Below are 15,532 nucleotides of genomic sequence, written 5' to 3' on the forward strand. Positions count from 1 at the left end.
CAGACGGCCTTTGATTTCCTATTTAAAATGTTTCAGCTGTTTTACAGGCTGTAATACATTTCAAATTCCAGCGGATGCGGCGCCATGCGAATACGGCGGACATCTTCCTCTTTAAAGGCGATGTAGCTGTCGATCCAGTCTTTGCTGAACACGCCGCCGCGCAGGAGGAATTCGTGGTCGGCTTTGAGGGCGGCCAGTGCTTCTTCCAAAGAGGCGCAAACGGTTGGCACCAATGCATCTTCTTCCGGAGGCAGGTCGTAGAGGTTTTTATCGGCAGGGTCGCCCGGATGGATTTTGTTTTGAATGCCGTCCAAACCGGCCATCAACAAAGCGGCGAACGCCAAGTATGGGTTGGCGGTCGGGTCAGGGAACCGCGCTTCAATGCGGCGTGCCTTGCTGCTATTCACAGACGGAATGCGGATGGAAGCGGAACGGTTTTTGGCGGAGTAGGCCAGTTTGGTCGGCGCTTCAAAGTGCGGCACGAGGCGTTTGTAAGAGTTGGTGGACGGATTGGTAATCGCGTTCAGGGCTTTGGCGTGTTTGATGATGCCGCCGATGTAGTAGAGCGCGGTATCGGACAAACCGGCATAGCCGTCGCCTGCAAACAGGTTTTGACCGTCTTTCCAGATGGATTGATGGACGTGCATACCGCTGCCGTTGTCGCCCATAATGGGTTTGGGCATGAAGGTGGCGGTTTTGCCGAAGTTGTGGGCAACGTTTTGAATCACGTATTTCATGTCTTGGGTTTGGTCGGCACGTTTAACCAGAGTGGCAAAACGCGTGCCGATTTCCATTTGGCTGCCGGTACCGACTTCACTGTGGTGCACTTCCACTTCGATGCCGAGTTCTTCCAAAATATTGACCATGGCAGAACGCAGGTCTTGGCCGCAGTCAATCGGTGCAACAGGGGCGTAGCCGCCTTTGACGGCCGGGCGGTGGCCGGTGTTTTGACCGTCCAAATGCAGGCCGCTTGACCATGCGCCGCTTTCGGACGTGATTTCGTAACGGGTTTTGTGCATGTCGGTTTCAAATTCTACGCCGTCAAAAACGAAGAATTCAGGCTCAGGGCCGAAGTAGGCGGTGTCGCCGATGCCGGAAGATTTCAAATAGGCTTCGGCGCGGCGTGCGATGGAGCGCGGGTCGCGGTCGTAGCCTTGGCCGTCGGCCGGGTCGATAACGTCGCAGGTAAAGACAACGGTGGTATCGTCGTAGAAAGGATCGACGAAGGCTGTAGATGCATCGGGACGCAGCTGCATATCGGAAGCCTGAATGCCTTTCCAGCCGCCGATGGACGAACCGTCAAACGCCTGACCGTTTTCAAACCATTCTTCGGGATCGTCGAGGACGATGCGGGCAGGTACGGTAAAGTGGTGCTGCTTGCCTTTGGTATCGGTAAAGCGCAAATCTACGAAGCGGGCTTCGCTTTCTTCAATCAGTTTTACAGCGTCTTTGATGGACATCTTCAGCTCCTGAGGGATTGGGTATAATTTGTTATTCTATCACGGTAAGGCCGTCTGAAATACATCAGGGCGCCCGTTTTTACGCAATGAAATATAGTTTCAGACGGCAAGATTGTCAACAATATGCTTCGGTTTGTCTGTTCAAAAGCGGAATGCCCGCCCTTTTGTCCGAATGCCGACAAAACAGATGCCGTCTGAAAGCAGTTCAGACGGCATCTGTTGTTTGGTTTGAAAACGGTCAGCGAGGATAGCGGTTGCAGACAAATTTGTACATACTCTCTCCAACCGTATCGGGAATAACATAACGCCATTCGGCATAGGATGGTGTAATAGTGTCGATAGAGTTTCCCGATTTGGAATACCACGTTGCCGTCAAAGTCCTAGAACGTTTACCGCGGCAATCCATTTCTTCCAACATTTTCATTGTATTATAAAATTCCCCATCGCCAATCTTTTTTGGCTTGGCGTACCTTCTTTCAAACCATGCTCTATCGTCCGTACGGCTGTCTGCATCACCAAACGTGGTAGCATTGTCATCGTTAATACTTACAAACACCCAATCCGCCGCCACCGCCGGCGTTGCCAACCCTAATGCAAATACTGCCAAGCACAACATCTTTTTCATGTCCGCCCCTTAAATTGTAAAAAAATAAAGTTAAATTGTAAAAAAGAAATGACTTTTTTTCAAGAAACAAATATTCCATCATGCTACCTGACAACTGTTTCAGACGGCATCGTTTCCATCTGTACGCCGCCGTTATAAAATAGCCGTCCCGTCTTTTGGAACACGACCATGACTACCCTCCCCCGTTACGCCGTTTTCGGCAATCCCGTTGCACACAGTAAATCGCCGCAAATCCATCAGCAGTTTGCGCTGCAGGAAGGCGCGGCCATCGAATATGGACGCATTTGTGCCGAAATCGGCGGTTTTGCCGAAGCTGTTGCGGCGTTTCGTGCCGAGGGCGGGCAAGGTGCGAATGTAACTGTTCCGTTCAAGCAGGAAGCTTTTGCGCTGGCAGACGAGCATTCCGAACGCGCGTTGGCTGCCGGTGCAGTCAATACGCTGGTGTGGTTGGAAGACGGCAGGATACGCGGCGACAACACCGACGGCATCGGTTTGGCCAACGACATCACGCAGGTCAAAAACATTGCCATCGAAGACAAAACCATTTTGCTTTTGGGCGCAGGCGGCGCGGTGCGCGGCGTGATTCCGGTTTTAAAAGAACACCGCCCTGCCCGTATCGCCCTTGCCAACCGTACCCATGCCAAAGCCGAGGAATTGGCTCGGCTTTTCGATATTGAAGCCGTCCCGATGGCGGATTTGAACGGCGGGTTCGATATCATTATCAACGGCACGTCCGGCGGCTTGAGCGGTCAGCTTCCTGCCGTCAATCCTGAAATTTTCTGCGACTGCCGCCTTGCCTACGATATGGTTTACGGCGAAGCGGCGCAGGCGTTTTTGAACTTTGCCCAAAGCAACGGCGCGGCCGAAGTTTCAGACGGCCTGGGCATGCTGGTCGGTCAGGCTGCCGCTTCTTACCATATTTGGCGAGGATTTACGCCCGATATCCGCCCTGTTATCGAATACATGAAAGCCCTGTAACCATGTTCCGCATCATCAAATGGCTGATTGCCCTACCCATCGGCATCTTCATTTTCTTCAACGCTTATGTGTACGGCAACATCATTACCTACCGCGCCGTCGCACCCAGCAAAACCGCCTTCATGTCCATGCGCATGAGCCAGTTTGCAAGCGAAGGGCGCGATGTCGAGCTGGACTACCGCTGGGTGCCGTACGACCAAATTTCCGTCAACCTCAAAAAAGCCCTGATTGCTTCCGAAGACGCCAATTTTGCCGAACACAGCGGCTTTGACTGGAACGGCATCAAATACGCCATGAAACGCAATAAGCAAAGCGGCGAAGTTAAAGCCGGCGGTTCGACCATCAGCCAGCAACTGGCGAAAAACCTGTTTCTCAACGAAAGCCGCAGCTACATCCGCAAAGGCGAAGAAGCGGCGATTACGGCGATGATGGAAGCCGTTACTGACAAAGACCGCATTTTTGAGCTGTATCTGAACTCAATCGAATGGCACTACGGCGTATTCGGCGCGGAAGCGGCGTCCCAGTATTTCTACAAGAAACCTGCCTCCGCCCTCACCCGCCAACAAGCCGCCAAACTCACGGCGCGCGTTCCGGCTCCGCTGTTTTACGCAGACCACCCTAAGAGCAAACGGATGCACAACAAAACCAATATCATCCTGCGCCGCATGGGTTCGGCAGAATTGCCCGAAAGCGATATGGATTAATTCAAAAGGCCGTCTGAACATTTCAGACGGCCTTTGTTTTTAGGCTTTCTCTTCCGGCTCCGGTACGTCAAACACTTGGCGCAGGTAAGCGAGGAAGGTGTTGTTGGTGGTCATGGTTTTGCCCGGGGAGTCGGAGAGCTTGGCGACGGATTGGCCGTTGCACTCGACGAGCTTCAAAACAATGTTCAAAGGCGTATGTCCCAAGTCGTTGGTCAGGTTGGTACCGATACCGAAACTGGTTTTGAAACGGTCTTTGAAGTATTGGTGCAACGCCCATGAACGCTCAATATCGAGGCCGTCTGAAAAGGTCAGCATTTTGGTGCGGCTGTCGATTTTGAGTTTTTTGTAATGTTCGTAGGCTTTGTCGCCCCAAACATAAGGATCGCCGCTGTCGTGGCGCAGGCCGTCGAAGAGTTTGGCGAAGTAAAGGTCGAAATCGCGCAAGAAGGCATCCATGCCGACCACGTCTGTCAGGGCGATGCCGAGGTCACCTCGGTATTCATGTACCCAGCTTTCCAGCGCGGCTTTTTGGAAGTTGCGCAAACGTACGTCCAAGGCTTGGAAGGCTTGGAGGAACTCGTGCGCCATGGTGCCGATGGGTGTGATGCCGAGTTTTTTGGCCAGATAAACGTTACTGGTACCGCGCACGATGTCGGGAGCAGCTTCCAGCAAGGTACGGATAACGTGTTCCTGCCATGCGAGGGTGTAGCGGCGGCGCGTGCCGAAATCGGAAATCAGGAACGGCGGATCATTCGGATTCTGAGTGGCTGCGATTTCTTTCAGCTGTTGCGCTTTGGCCTGCAAACGGCGCTCGCCCTCTTCAATGACGGCAGGCGTTTCCAAGCGGCGGAAATAGAGTTCGTTGACAATGGCAAGAATGAAAATCTCGAAGAACATCGCCTGTATCATCGGGCCTTCGATGCGGATGTTCAGACGGCCTTGGTCGTCGGGGCTGACTTGGACGAAGCGGCGTTGGAGTTGGAAAAGTTCGAGATAATCGACAAAGTCGCTTTTGATAAAGCGCAGGCTGCGCAAGTAGTCGAGTTCGTCATGCGTAAAGCGCAGCTGGCACAGGGCGTCGAGTTCGCGTTCCAAGTCTTCTTGAATATCGGCCAGCGGATACACCATCTCTTTGTTGCGGCAGCGGAATTCGTAGAGGCTGTGGGTTTGCGGGAATTGGTGCAACACGACTTGCAGCATGGTGAATTTGTACAGGTCGGTATCAAGCAAGGATTGAATAATGGGCTGATGAGCAGACATAAGCTTTCTCTGAGTAAACGTGGGCGTTGAGGTATCGATTTTAATGGAAAAGGCCGTCTGAAAGAAACCTTATTCAGACGGCCTTTATCTTAATTTAATCCAGCTGCGCTACGGAAACCGGCAAAGAGCGGATGGTAGACAACATCGTGCTGGCATCTTTTTGCTGTTTGCGGAACGCGGCCATATTGGTCGGGGTCAATTTCGGCGTCGGCAGGGCGACGGTAGTCGGGTTGACCGGCTGGCCGTTGACGCGTGCTTCGTAGTGCAGGTGCGGACCGGTCGAACGGCCGGTTGTACCGACAAAACCAATCACTTCGCCGGCGCGGACTCTGCCGTCGGCAGGGCTGAACGCGCTCATGTGGCCGTACAGGGTTTCCACACCGTTGGCATGGCGAATCATCACGGTATTGCCGTAGCCGCCTTTCCAACCTTTGAAAATCACTTCGCCGTCGGCAGCGGCCTTAATCGGCGTACCGGTCGGCGCGGCATAGTCGATACCGGTGTGCATACGGACAGTATGCAGAACCGGGTGGACACGGTAGCCGAACGGGGAAGAAATGCGCGTGTATGCAACAGGTTCGGTATTAAAGCCTTCTTTTTGTTGCAGGGACTTACCGTTTTGGTCGTAGTAGCTACCGCTTTCTTCGTCGCCTTTGCCTTGGCTGTAATAATAAGCTTGGTAGGTTTTACCGTCTTTAACCACTTCAGCCGCCAAAATATCGCCAACCGCCATTTGCTGGCCGCGGAAATACATGCTGTTGTACAAAAGACGCACGATATCGCCTTCTTTCAAATCGCTCATATTGAATGAGTCGGCAAAGATTTCTTTGAGCTGGATATACACTTCGGAAGGGATTTCGGCACGGAGCATATCGCCGATGGCAGAAGTGCGGATTTGCACGGAGCGCAGGGTCGGCATGGTTTTCATGTCGATTTCGGCATTGGAGATGCGCCATTTGCCTTTGACTTTTTCCAAAGCCACCAAGTTGCGTTCCAATTCTTCATCGGTAAAGAATTGAACGTCGGTCACTTGGCCTGAAGAATCGATGCGGATGTTGACGGATTGGTTGGTCCGCAGGTTTTTCATGTCGAGGTTGGCATTGTTTTTCGCCATGATTTGCTTGATGTCTTCTTGGTTGACACCCATGCGCGTCAAAACGTCTGCCAAAGAGTCGCCGGCTTGGACGACTTCTTGCACCCAATAGCTGGATTGATAGGTATTGGTTTCCACATAAACGGCAGGCAGCTCTTCGGAAATACGCTCGACTTTGAAATCGGTTTGTGCTGGTTGAGGGTCGGTAATGGCGTATGCGGTCATGATGCCTGAAGCCGGCAGCAGAAACGCTAAGAGGGTTGCTTTGAATCGAGTGGAATATTTGTTTTTAATCACGCGTTATCCTTAATGGGGCGGTCTGTTTTTTTAGGTTTGCAGAATGCCGGCACATCCGGCCTGCCGCGACCGCCTGCTGGTTTAAACAGTTTTGGGGATAAAGGACTTGGAGTCTTTTTTCCGATCTGAAAATCAGGTTTTCATTCGGAATGAATGAGGTCGTGTTTGAGATTGACGTTATTATCAGGGCTATTGTGTTGATTTACACCCTGTTTTTCTGAAATTTACGCCACGCATTTTAACATGACAGCCCGTTTTTTCCAAACCGGCCGTCTGAACGGCTCTTTTTGAGTACGTGAGGGCAAGGTTCCGAAACGCATCATTTGTCGCGTAAAATAACGGTTTTTCTATCTATTTGCGCTTATGAAGCTGACCCTCGCCCTCCCCTCGCTCAACCGCTTTGCCGACGAATCCGTCCCTGAGCTTGCCTTACCTGCTTTTAACCGTCTTTTGCGTTATGGCACATTACGCAAAGAAACACTCAGGCCGTCTGAATTTTACGGACGCCATTTGTGGGGCAGCAGCCTCATTGCCCAAGTGCAACGTTTACGCCACACAAGCCAAAAACGCGCGGCCGCTTTTGCCTCTCCGGTTTGGCAACAGATGGGCATGCACCATGTCAACATTATCAGCGGTGAGTTTATCGGCATCCAAAAAGAGGAGGCGCAACGGTTATGTGCGGATTTGTCGGCGTTTTATCAAGATAAAGATTGGCAATTCGAGCCGCTTTGCGAAAGCATGTGGCTGCTCAGTATGCCGAGGATAGAAGATTGGGGGGCGGAATGTGTTCTGGATGTGTGCGGGCAGCCGGAAATGGACGGTCAGGCGCACGGCCAAGATGCGGTGTCTTGGTTGGCCATGCAGACGGAAATCCAAATGTTTCTCCACACGCATCCGATTAACCAAGCGCGGGAACAACAAGGATTGCCGGAAATCAACGGTTTGTGGCTGTGGAATGATGCAAGCGGCGGCACACAGTCTGCGGATATCGTCGCTTCAGACAGCGCATGGGCGCGTTTTTCGGATACGCCCAAACTCGATGCGCCGTATGATTTGAAGGCTTGGTTTGAGATGGTTCAAGAAACAGGCAACACGGTTTCAGACGGCCTTATCTTTTTGGACGACTTGGTTTCCACCTTACAAACAGGCGATGTTTGGGCATACAAAGATATTTTGGAAAGCTGGGAAACCCGTTGGTTTGCGCCTTTATGGGACGCTCTTGATTCAGGCCGTCTGAAAGCCGTATACATTGCCACAGACGGCGAAAACGGCGGCACGCTGGAAATCGGCCGCCGTTCCAAATGGGCATTTTGGCGCAAAGCCAAAACGTTTAACGGATCGTGGTAAGCGGTTTTAAGCCTCCAATTTGGCCGAAATTTTATCCCACACATCCTGCAACGGAATCGCTTTCAACAAACGGGTCGGATCGTTGGTATCGATACTGTCGGGATTGGGCAACTCGGCATAATCGCCGGCATAAATAACTTCGGCCTGCTCGGAATACGGACGCCATTTGTCCACCCATGACGCGCCAAACAAAGCGATTTGCGGTTTATCCAAAGCAGCGGCGATGTGCATCGGTGCGGAATCGACACCGATAAACAGTTTGGCGCCCTCAATGGCCGCCGCCAATTCACGCAGGCTCAGGCATCCGGACAACACCCAAACTTTTCCGCCTTCAGGAATATTCAGACGGCCTATAATTTCCTGAAGCATGTATTGCTCGACATTGTCGGGGGAAGCGGTCAATACGACATTCTGCCCGCTGTTGAGCAGAAGCTGTACGATGGCGGCGTTTTTGCCGTCTTCCCAACATTTGAAATGCCAACGCGCACCCGGGTGCAGCAACACATAATCTTCGCCGCTCCAACCCTGAGCACGCAATTTCTGCCGCATGCTTTCCCTTGCATCTTGTGCCACCCAAAGGCGTACCTTCGCATCGGCTACGTCTTCCGGCTGGATAAGCGGCGCGAGGATATTCAATTGGTTTTCAACGATATGATGGCTGGGATCCAGCTCATGGTTGATAAAATCATGACAGAAACGCCACCAGAAACCGTCGCGCTTGATGCAGTCCAAACCCACGCTGCAACGGGCGCACAGTTTGGCGATTATTGCCGCACGCCATTGGTCGGACAGGTTGAAAGCCCAGTCGTAATCGCGTGCCTTCAGCTTTGAAAAAAGGTTTTTCTCACACTTCAACTGCTTGAATACGCCAAGCTTCTTCCAATTTCGATCAATGGTAAAAATCTGCGCAATCTGCGGATTATCGGCAATCAGCTGCTCCGTACCGGCATACACCAGCATATCGATTTCGCAATCGGGGAAACGGGTTTTCAGCGCATCGACCACAGGCGTGCTTAAAAGCACATCGCCATGATGGCGCAATTTGATGATCAGGATGCGTTTGGGTTGGGCTAAAGACATACAAAACTTTCAGACGGCCTGTTGATTGGCTGCTATTGTAAAGCGGAAAACAGGTTTCATAAAATACAAAACAGGCCGTCTGAAACCTATCCTGCTGATTCATCGCTATAAAATCCGCACAAGCCATGCAATTTATATTACAATCCGCACCCCGTGGTTCGAAAACCTCCCACATTAAAAAACTAAGGAAACCTCATGTCCCGCAACAACGAAGAGCTGCAAGGCATCTCCCTTTTGGGCAACCAAAAAACCCAATACCCGAGCGAATACGCGCCTGAAATTTTGGAAGCGTTCGACAACAAACATCCCGACAACGACTATTTCGTCAAATTCGTCTGCCCCGAGTTCACCAGCCTCTGCCCGATGACCGGCCAGCCCGACTTTGCCACCATCTACATCCGCTACATCCCCCATATCAAAATGGTGGAAAGCAAATCACTGAAACTCTATCTCTTCAGCTTCCGCAACCACGGCGACTTCCATGAAGACTGCGTCAACATCATCATGAAAGACCTCATCGCCCTGATGGATCCGAAATACATCGAAGTGTTCGGCGAATTCACACCGCGCGGCGGCATCGCCATTCATCCGTTTGCCAACTACGGCAAAGCAGGCACAGAGTTTGAAGCTTTGGCACGCAAACGCCTGTTTGAACACGACGCACAATAATTCCGTTCAGACGGCCTAACGCCCTTTTCATGGCAAGACTTTATTTATTGCACAGTCTCGCAAGGCTTCATGCCGTCTGAAAAACCTCCGAAAGATTTCCATGTACGAATTTACCGCCGCACAGCAGAAGAAAGCGCTCTTCTGGCTGGTGCTTTTCCATATTTTTATTATTGCCGCCAGCAACTATCTGGTGCAGTTCCCCTTTCAAATTTTCGGTATCTTTACCACTTGGGGCGCATTTTCCTTCCCCTTTATCTTCCTCGCCACCGACCTGACCGTGCGCATTTTCGGTGCGCCGTTGGCGAGACGGATTATTTTTTGGGTAATGTTCCCCGCCCTGCTGCTCTCTTACGTCTTCTCCGTCCTCTTTCATGACGGCAACTGGACAGGCTGGGCATCTTTGGCCGAATTTAATACCTTCGTCGGCCGTATCGCATTGGCTAGCTTTTCCGCCTATGCGCTTGGGCAAATCCTCGATATTTTCGTGTTCAACAGATTACGCCGTCTGAAATCATGGTGGGCTGCCCCTACTGCTTCCACCGTTGTCGGCAACGCTTTGGACACGCTGGTGTTTTTCGCCGTTGCCTTTTATGCCAGCAACGATGAATTTATGGCGGCAAACTGGCAGGGCATCGCATTTGTCGATTATCTGTTCAAACTCGCCATCTGCACCCTCTTCTTCCTGCCTGCCTACGGCATCGTATTGAGCATCTTGACCAAAAAACTGACTTCCTTAAACGTCCGTCAAGAAATGCCCGAATCGGTTTTAGCCGAATAAGCAATAGATAAAAAAACAAGGCCGTCTGAAACTTCAATCGTTCAGACGGCCTTTTATGTTTTAAACAATTAACCGGTCAATTGTTTGGTAATCAGTTTTTTCAGCGGCAGGAAGTTATTGCTTGCACGCAATACCAAACCGCGCAGCAGTTTCGCCGGAGCAGTTTCATTGGTAAAGAGTTTCAGCAGCATATTGGTGCCGTGGTAAATCGGATGGGCGTGGAGCATATGCTTGGTGCTGTATTTTTCCAGCAGGCTCTTCGCACCAATATCCTGACCGCGTTGCTCGGCTTCGAGAACCAATTTAGCCAAAAGATCGGCACTTGCCAGACCCAAGTTGAAACCGTGCGCAGTAACCGGATGCATACCGACCGCAGCATCGCCGATCAACGCGCTGCGTTTGCCGTAGAAACGTTGGGCAATCATGCCGACCAAAGGATAATTGTGAATGGTGCTGACCAATTCCATATCGCCCAAACGGCCTTTGAGTTGCTCTTTCACGCTGGCTGCCAATTCTTCCGGCGACATGTTTTTAATCGTTTCGGCTTTATCGCTGTCCACCGTAATCACCGTATTGGTCAAATGCTCTTCCAAAGGCAGCAACGCAATGGTGCGGCCGTAGTGGAAGCATTCATATGCAGTATGCAGGTTGGACAGAGTATGCTTCATGCGGCACACAAACATGGTGCGGCTGTAATCGTGCATATCGGAAGAAATGCCTAATTGACGGCGCGTTTGCGAGAAACGGCTATCGGCAGCCAACAACAGACGGCCGGTCAATACTTCGCCACTTTCCAAAATAACTTGCGCCTCATCGTCAGAAGTTTTGACTTCTTTAACATTGGTACCAGTCAGAATTTTCACGTTGTCCAATTGGGACACGACTTCATAAGCGGCTTTACGGATGTTGTGATTGGAAATCAAATAACCCAAGCAATCAGCAGGCTCGCCGCGCGCCTCAGTCGGTTGCGGGAAGTGGAGCTGGTAATCGGAATGACCGTTCAACACTTTGGCATCGCGCAAAGGATAAATTTCGTCTTTTGGAATCAAATCCCACATCCCCAATCGCTGCATGATTTCGCGCGACAAGTGCGTCAGTGCGATTTCACGGCCATCATACGGCGGATTTTGCAACACTTCTAAAGGACTTCTTTCAATCAGGGTTATGTTCAACCCGCTTCCGGCCAACTCTGCGGCAAAACTTAATCCGGCAGGGCCTGCGCCGACGACGAGAATATCACTGTGTAAGCTCATGGGAGGAATTCCTTGTATTCAACTGATACGGATTTTTTCAGACGGCCTTAAGTTTACTGTGTTTAGCTACATGAGGGTAAATCAAAGGCATTTGATAGATTATATAGAAAGCATTGATAGAATAAAACAAATGTTATCAATTGTAAGCGCGTTTTTACTTTGGCCTTAATATAAATCAAGCTTCACGACATACGATTTTATCAAACAGGCAAAACAGTCTGACAAACAAAAACCGCATTCCGAAAAGGGAATGCGGTTTTCAATCGTAAAACGATTATTCTTCAGAACCGGTGTAAGGACGGATGCTGACAGTTTTACGGTTCAGCGCGCCTTTGGTTTTGAATTCAACGTAACCGTCGACTTTAGCAAACAAAGTATGGTCTTTGCCCATGCCTACGTTGTCACCTGCGTGGAATTTAGTACCACGTTGACGAACGATGATGGAGCCTGCCGGAATCAGCTCGTTGCCGTAGGCTTTAACGCCCAAGCGTTTGGCTTCTGAATCGCGACCGTTGCGGGTGCTACCGCCTGCTTTTTTACTTGCCATTTGTAATACTCCTGAACTTACTTGAAATTAGGCGATTGCCACGATTTCGATTTGGGTGAAATTTTGGCGATGGCCTTGGCGTTTTTGGTAGTGTTTGCGACGACGCATTTTGAAAATGCGTACTTTCTCGCCACGACCATGAGCAACGACTTTGGCTGTTACTTTTGCGCCTTCGATAAAAGGTGCGCCTACTTTTACAGATTCGCCGTCAGCAATCATCAAAACTTCAGTCAGTTCGATTTGGCTGTCGAGTTCGGCTGGTATCTGTTCTACTTTCAATTTTTCGCCAACGGAAACTTTGTATTGTTTACCGCCGGTTTTTACGACCGCGTACATACTCAACTCCATGAGAATTAGGTTAACATTCCGCACACCATGTGCGAAACGAGCTATTCTATTTCTATTTGCCTGTTTTGTCAAAATTTATTTTATTTACAACTGAAAAGGCCGTCTGAAAGATATGTTGCATGCTTTTTAACTGATATAATCACGCGCTGGATTGCTGATATTTTTATGCAACGTTATTACCCCGACCGAATGTACGGGTTTAAACAGATTCATTGGAGCCGTCGCTCCGTTTTGCCAACAGAGAATGTTTTATGCTCGAAAACCTGCCTTACTTCCAACGCCACCTGCCCGATGACCTTGCCAAAGTGAACGCGGTCATCAACCAAGCTGTTCAATCCGATGTCACGCTGATTTCGCAAATCGGCACATACATCATCAGCGCGGGCGGTAAGCGACTGCGTCCGATTATTACCATTTTGGCAGGCAAAGCAGTCGGGCATGACGATGAAAAGCTGTATTCGCTGGCGGCGATGGTGGAATTCATCCACACCTCCACCCTCCTGCACGACGATGTCGTTGACGAAAGCGAATTGCGCCGCGGCCGTAAAACCGCAAACAACCTCTTCGGCAACGCGGCGGCCGTTTTGGTCGGCGACTTCCTCTATACACGCGCCTTCCAACTGATGGTCGGTTCAGGCAGCATGCGTATTTTGGAAGTGATGGCCGATGCGACCAACATCATCGCCGAAGGCGAAGTCATGCAGCTGATGAACATCGGCAATACGGATATTACCGAAGAGCAATACGTCCAAGTTATCCAATACAAAACAGCAAAATTGTTTGAAGCGGCCGCGCAAGTCGGCGCAATTTTGGGCAAGGCTTCCCCCGAACACGAGCAAGCCTTGAAAGACTACGGCATGTACGTCGGTACAGCTTTCCAAATCATTGACGATGTATTGGACTATTCAGGCGAAACCGAAGAAATCGGCAAAAACGTCGGCGACGATTTGGCAGAAGGCAAACCTACCCTGCCATTGATTTACCTGATGCGAAACGGCTCCGAGCAGGCCGCCAACGATGTGCGCCACGCTTTGGAAAATGCCGACCGCAGCTATTTTGAAAAAATCCACGACTATGTCGTCAACTCCGATGCTTTGCCGTATTCGATTTCCGAAGCGAAAAAAGCCGTCGACAAAGCCATCGCTTCATTGAACGTGTTGCCTGACAGCGAAGTCAAAGAAGCCATGATCCAACTGGCAAAAGAATCTTTGGCCCGAGTATCTTAATCCGATGAATTTCAGCTTTGTCCCTTTGTTTCTGGTTACGCTGATTTTTTTGGGCGTCGTCAGCAACAACAACTCGATTACGATTTCGGCGGCGGTATTGCTGCTCATGCAGCAGACGGCCTTGTCGCAATATCTTCCCTTGGTGGAAAAACACGGTTTGCATCTGGGCATCATCCTGCTGACCATCGGCGTATTGAGCCCGCTGGTTTCCGGTAAAATCCAGATTCCGCCGGTTTCCGAGTTTCTCAATTTTAAAATGATTGCCGCCGTCCTTATCGGCATTTTCGTTGCTTGGCTTGCCGGACGCGGCGTTCCATTGATGAGCGAACAGCCTGTTTTGGTAACCGGATTATTAATCGGCACAGTCATCGGCGTTGCCTTTGTCGGCGGCATTCCGGTCGGCCCTTTGATTGCCGCCGGCTTATTGTCTTTTTTTGCCGGAAAGGTTTAAAATCCCCTCCTTTACCGCCTCGCCATAGTTCAACGGATAGAACGTATGCCTCCTAAGCGTAAAATACAGGTTCGATTCCTGTTGGCGAGGCCACAGTTTCAATAAAAGCCTTTCATACTTTGAAAGGCTTTTTTATTATCAATAATAAAGGCCGTCTGAAACTTTTCAGACGGCCTTCTTATTTCGCCAAACCGTTAACCCGGACGACCATCCGAACGCGGACGGATCAACCAAGGAATATATTTCCATGCGTACAACAGCAAAGAAGCGGCAAACAAAGCGGCGGAGCAGCGGATACTGTGCGTATATGCCGTACCGTTCACAAAAGTTGCCAAAACACGGACAACCGTTGCGGCAATCATCAGCCAAAAGGCAACAGGAACCACTTTAGGCGGCGGATAAATAGAGTTGCCGGTATGGCCAAGCGCGGTTCGCGCCATCATGCCCAAAGTCAGCACACCGATACCGCCAACGCCGATAAGGTGCACGCCCAAATTCAAGAAACTTGAAATCCAATAAGAAAGACCGACAGCAATCAAGCCCAAACCTGTAAACAGATAGCCTGCAAACAAAATCCAAAGCATAGGTTCTTTCAGTACGGCTTTATACCACCAGCGGTACACCTGCACGGTAAAAATCACACCGGCAGCCAGAGCAAACAACGCGGCCAGTCTCGGCAAAATGTTATGCGCCATCAGCATGGCGGTCAGCATAGGCAGCCAAAGCGATGCGTGCGCCACCCATTGAGGGCTGGGAATTTGCGGCACGTTCAGGCGCTTGGACGTAAAGAACGAGATAATCCGCATACCGATCAAACCGATAAATCCGGCCACCATAATCAAACCGGATTGCAAACCGGTCATCAGCGCGATGGCATCAAATGGCTGTACTTTCAGATGGAAGGCGAAATGGGTGCCGCCCAAAACAAAAATAGCGAACACAGCAACATAGTTGCGCTTGTTTTGAGAACGGATTACCGGCAAAGCCATGCATACCGCGCCATACCAGAAAAAGATCGTACCGAATATGCCACTTGCCGTTACCCCCCAACCGGGGATAAACATACAAATGCGGGCCAACAGCCAAAATGCGGTCAAACCGGCCAACGCCTTACCGCGTGTCGGCGGCTGGCCTGTCCAAGTCGCTACGGCCGTCAATAAAAATGCAATGACAACCAATCCGGCATAGCCCCAAATCATTTCATGGGCATGCCAATAAAAACCCGACAACTCAGGCGTACCCTGAAAGCCGAAGCCCCAAAGCAGTATAGACAATGCGCCATACAAAGCCGCCAACGAATAAAACGGGCGGAAGGCCATTGCCCAAACCGGGTGTTTGAACAAATCGGTCATGGTGGTTCCTTCAATTTTTATATCATCATAAAACAGCAACAGAGGCCGTCTGAAACTTTTCAGA

The 15,532-nt window shown here is 50.6% G+C and carries 16 protein-coding genes, 1 tRNA gene and 1 riboswitch; of the genes, 8 read left to right on the forward strand and 9 right to left on the reverse strand.

Features of this window, described 5'->3' with window-relative positions; all coding sequences use genetic code 11:
• Positions 1-41 precede the first annotated feature (41 nt).
• Both glnA and ACTHUF_RS03815 read right to left on the reverse strand, forming a co-directional pair.
• Positions 42-1,460: a type I glutamate--ammonia ligase gene (gene glnA / locus ACTHUF_RS03810; RefSeq protein ID WP_003748442.1), complete on the reverse strand. Its 1,419-nt coding sequence runs from the start codon at positions 1,458-1,460 to the stop codon at positions 42-44.
• 238 nt (positions 1,461-1,698) lie between these two features.
• Positions 1,699-2,085, reverse strand: a complete 387-nt coding sequence (locus ACTHUF_RS03815; RefSeq protein ID WP_440407145.1) for a surface-adhesin E family protein — start codon at positions 2,083-2,085, stop codon at positions 1,699-1,701.
• A gap of 168 nt (positions 2,086-2,253) precedes the next feature.
• Between ACTHUF_RS03815 and aroE the strand changes: the two genes are divergently transcribed.
• Entirely contained in the window at positions 2,254-3,063 is an 810-nt protein-coding gene (aroE, locus tag ACTHUF_RS03820; RefSeq protein WP_440407147.1) for a shikimate dehydrogenase, read from the forward strand.
• A 2-nt stretch (positions 3,064-3,065) separates the two neighbouring features.
• Positions 3,066-3,767 (forward strand): monofunctional biosynthetic peptidoglycan transglycosylase, encoded by a 702-nt coding sequence (gene mtgA / locus ACTHUF_RS03825; protein ID WP_003748438.1) that lies wholly within the window; start codon positions 3,066-3,068, stop codon positions 3,765-3,767.
• A 39-nt stretch (positions 3,768-3,806) separates the two neighbouring features.
• Here the strand turns inward: mtgA and pncB are convergent, their stop codons facing one another.
• Both pncB and ACTHUF_RS03835 read right to left on the reverse strand, forming a co-directional pair.
• Entirely contained in the window at positions 3,807-5,027 is a 1,221-nt protein-coding gene (gene pncB, locus ACTHUF_RS03830) for a nicotinate phosphoribosyltransferase (protein WP_070712162.1), read from the reverse strand.
• A gap of 94 nt (positions 5,028-5,121) precedes the next feature.
• The gene (locus tag ACTHUF_RS03835; protein WP_440361994.1) at positions 5,122-6,417 is read right to left on the reverse strand and encodes a M23 family metallopeptidase; all 1,296 of its coding nucleotides are present in this window, start codon (positions 6,415-6,417) and stop codon (positions 5,122-5,124) included.
• Positions 6,418-6,780: 363 nt separating this feature from the next.
• Here ACTHUF_RS03835 and ACTHUF_RS03840 point away from each other — a divergent pair, with 363 nt between their 5' ends.
• Positions 6,781-7,764, forward strand: coding sequence for a hypothetical protein (locus ACTHUF_RS03840; protein ID WP_440407150.1), 984 nt, complete (start codon positions 6,781-6,783; stop codon positions 7,762-7,764).
• A gap of 6 nt (positions 7,765-7,770) precedes the next feature.
• Here ACTHUF_RS03840 and rfaQ read toward each other — a convergent pair whose 3' ends face one another.
• Entirely contained in the window at positions 7,771-8,844 is a 1,074-nt protein-coding gene (gene rfaQ / locus ACTHUF_RS03845) for a putative lipopolysaccharide heptosyltransferase III (RefSeq protein WP_440407152.1), read from the reverse strand.
• Positions 8,845-8,991: 147 nt separating this feature from the next.
• Positions 8,992-9,036: riboswitch (PreQ1 riboswitch) on the forward strand.
• A 3-nt stretch (positions 9,037-9,039) separates the two neighbouring features.
• Between rfaQ and queF the strand changes: the two genes are divergently transcribed.
• Both queF and ACTHUF_RS03855 read left to right on the forward strand, forming a co-directional pair.
• Positions 9,040-9,513, forward strand: a complete 474-nt coding sequence (gene queF / locus ACTHUF_RS03850; protein WP_003748427.1) for a preQ(1) synthase — start codon at positions 9,040-9,042, stop codon at positions 9,511-9,513.
• Positions 9,514-9,613: 100 nt separating this feature from the next.
• Positions 9,614-10,291: a 7-cyano-7-deazaguanine/7-aminomethyl-7-deazaguanine transporter gene (locus ACTHUF_RS03855; RefSeq protein WP_070814256.1), complete on the forward strand. Its 678-nt coding sequence runs from the start codon at positions 9,614-9,616 to the stop codon at positions 10,289-10,291.
• A 68-nt stretch (positions 10,292-10,359) separates the two neighbouring features.
• Here ACTHUF_RS03855 and ubiM read toward each other — a convergent pair whose 3' ends face one another.
• The 3 genes from ubiM to rplU form a co-directional block, all read right to left on the reverse strand.
• Entirely contained in the window at positions 10,360-11,544 is a 1,185-nt protein-coding gene (ubiM, locus tag ACTHUF_RS03860) for a 5-demethoxyubiquinol-8 5-hydroxylase UbiM (RefSeq protein WP_315094229.1), read from the reverse strand.
• 274 nt (positions 11,545-11,818) lie between these two features.
• The gene (gene rpmA / locus ACTHUF_RS03865; RefSeq protein WP_002212328.1) at positions 11,819-12,091 is read right to left on the reverse strand and encodes a 50S ribosomal protein L27; all 273 of its coding nucleotides are present in this window, start codon (positions 12,089-12,091) and stop codon (positions 11,819-11,821) included.
• A gap of 27 nt (positions 12,092-12,118) precedes the next feature.
• Positions 12,119-12,427 carry a 50S ribosomal protein L21 gene (gene rplU, locus ACTHUF_RS03870; RefSeq protein ID WP_002216394.1) on the reverse strand — a complete coding sequence of 103 codons (309 nt, stop codon included), beginning with the start codon at positions 12,425-12,427 and terminating at the stop codon, positions 12,119-12,121.
• Between the two features lie 263 nt (positions 12,428-12,690).
• Here rplU and ispB point away from each other — a divergent pair, with 263 nt between their 5' ends.
• From ispB to ACTHUF_RS03885, 3 genes are all read left to right on the forward strand, one after another.
• On the forward strand, positions 12,691-13,665 hold the full coding sequence (gene ispB, locus ACTHUF_RS03875) for an octaprenyl diphosphate synthase (RefSeq protein ID WP_440407154.1): 975 nt from the start codon (positions 12,691-12,693) through the stop codon (positions 13,663-13,665).
• 4 nt (positions 13,666-13,669) lie between these two features.
• Positions 13,670-14,116, forward strand: a complete 447-nt coding sequence (locus tag ACTHUF_RS03880; protein WP_254343702.1) for a DUF441 domain-containing protein — start codon at positions 13,670-13,672, stop codon at positions 14,114-14,116.
• Between the two features lie 18 nt (positions 14,117-14,134).
• Positions 14,135-14,209 (forward strand) — tRNA-Arg (locus tag ACTHUF_RS03885).
• 101 nt (positions 14,210-14,310) lie between these two features.
• Here ACTHUF_RS03885 and ACTHUF_RS03890 read toward each other — a convergent pair.
• On the reverse strand, positions 14,311-15,468 hold the full coding sequence (locus ACTHUF_RS03890) for an NnrS family protein (protein ID WP_440407156.1): 1,158 nt from the start codon (positions 15,466-15,468) through the stop codon (positions 14,311-14,313).
• Positions 15,469-15,532 lie beyond the last annotated feature (64 nt).

The organism is Neisseria sp. P0024.S006, assembly GCF_051956595.1.
GTDB lineage: Bacteria > Pseudomonadota > Gammaproteobacteria > Burkholderiales > Neisseriaceae > Neisseria.

What these genes read in the sequence shown, in the direction of transcription:
- glnA (WP_003748442.1), bottom strand. Translation starts at nt 1,460, where the DNA reads ATGTCCATCAAAGACGCTGTAAAACTGATTGAAGAAAGCGAAGCCCGC.
- ACTHUF_RS03815 (WP_440407145.1), bottom strand. Translation starts at nt 2,085, where the DNA reads ATGAAAAAGATGTTGTGCTTGGCAGTATTTGCATTAGGGTTGGCAACG.
- aroE (WP_440407147.1), top strand. Translation starts at nt 2,254, where the DNA reads ATGACTACCCTCCCCCGTTACGCCGTTTTCGGCAATCCCGTTGCACAC.
- mtgA (WP_003748438.1), top strand. Translation starts at nt 3,066, where the DNA reads ATGTTCCGCATCATCAAATGGCTGATTGCCCTACCCATCGGCATCTTC.
- pncB (WP_070712162.1), bottom strand. Translation starts at nt 5,027, where the DNA reads ATGTCTGCTCATCAGCCCATTATTCAATCCTTGCTTGATACCGACCTG.
- ACTHUF_RS03840 (WP_440407150.1), top strand. Translation starts at nt 6,781, where the DNA reads ATGAAGCTGACCCTCGCCCTCCCCTCGCTCAACCGCTTTGCCGACGAA.
- rfaQ (WP_440407152.1), bottom strand. Translation starts at nt 8,844, where the DNA reads ATGTCTTTAGCCCAACCCAAACGCATCCTGATCATCAAATTGCGCCAT.
- queF (WP_003748427.1), top strand. Translation starts at nt 9,040, where the DNA reads ATGTCCCGCAACAACGAAGAGCTGCAAGGCATCTCCCTTTTGGGCAAC.
- ACTHUF_RS03855 (WP_070814256.1), top strand. Translation starts at nt 9,614, where the DNA reads ATGTACGAATTTACCGCCGCACAGCAGAAGAAAGCGCTCTTCTGGCTG.
- ubiM (WP_315094229.1), bottom strand. Translation starts at nt 11,544, where the DNA reads ATGAGCTTACACAGTGATATTCTCGTCGTCGGCGCAGGCCCTGCCGGA.
- rpmA (WP_002212328.1), bottom strand. Translation starts at nt 12,091, where the DNA reads ATGGCAAGTAAAAAAGCAGGCGGTAGCACCCGCAACGGTCGCGATTCA.
- rplU (WP_002216394.1), bottom strand. Translation starts at nt 12,427, where the DNA reads ATGTACGCGGTCGTAAAAACCGGCGGTAAACAATACAAAGTTTCCGTT.
- ispB (WP_440407154.1), top strand. Translation starts at nt 12,691, where the DNA reads ATGCTCGAAAACCTGCCTTACTTCCAACGCCACCTGCCCGATGACCTT.
- ACTHUF_RS03880 (WP_254343702.1), top strand. Translation starts at nt 13,670, where the DNA reads ATGAATTTCAGCTTTGTCCCTTTGTTTCTGGTTACGCTGATTTTTTTG.
- ACTHUF_RS03890 (WP_440407156.1), bottom strand. Translation starts at nt 15,468, where the DNA reads ATGACCGATTTGTTCAAACACCCGGTTTGGGCAATGGCCTTCCGCCCG.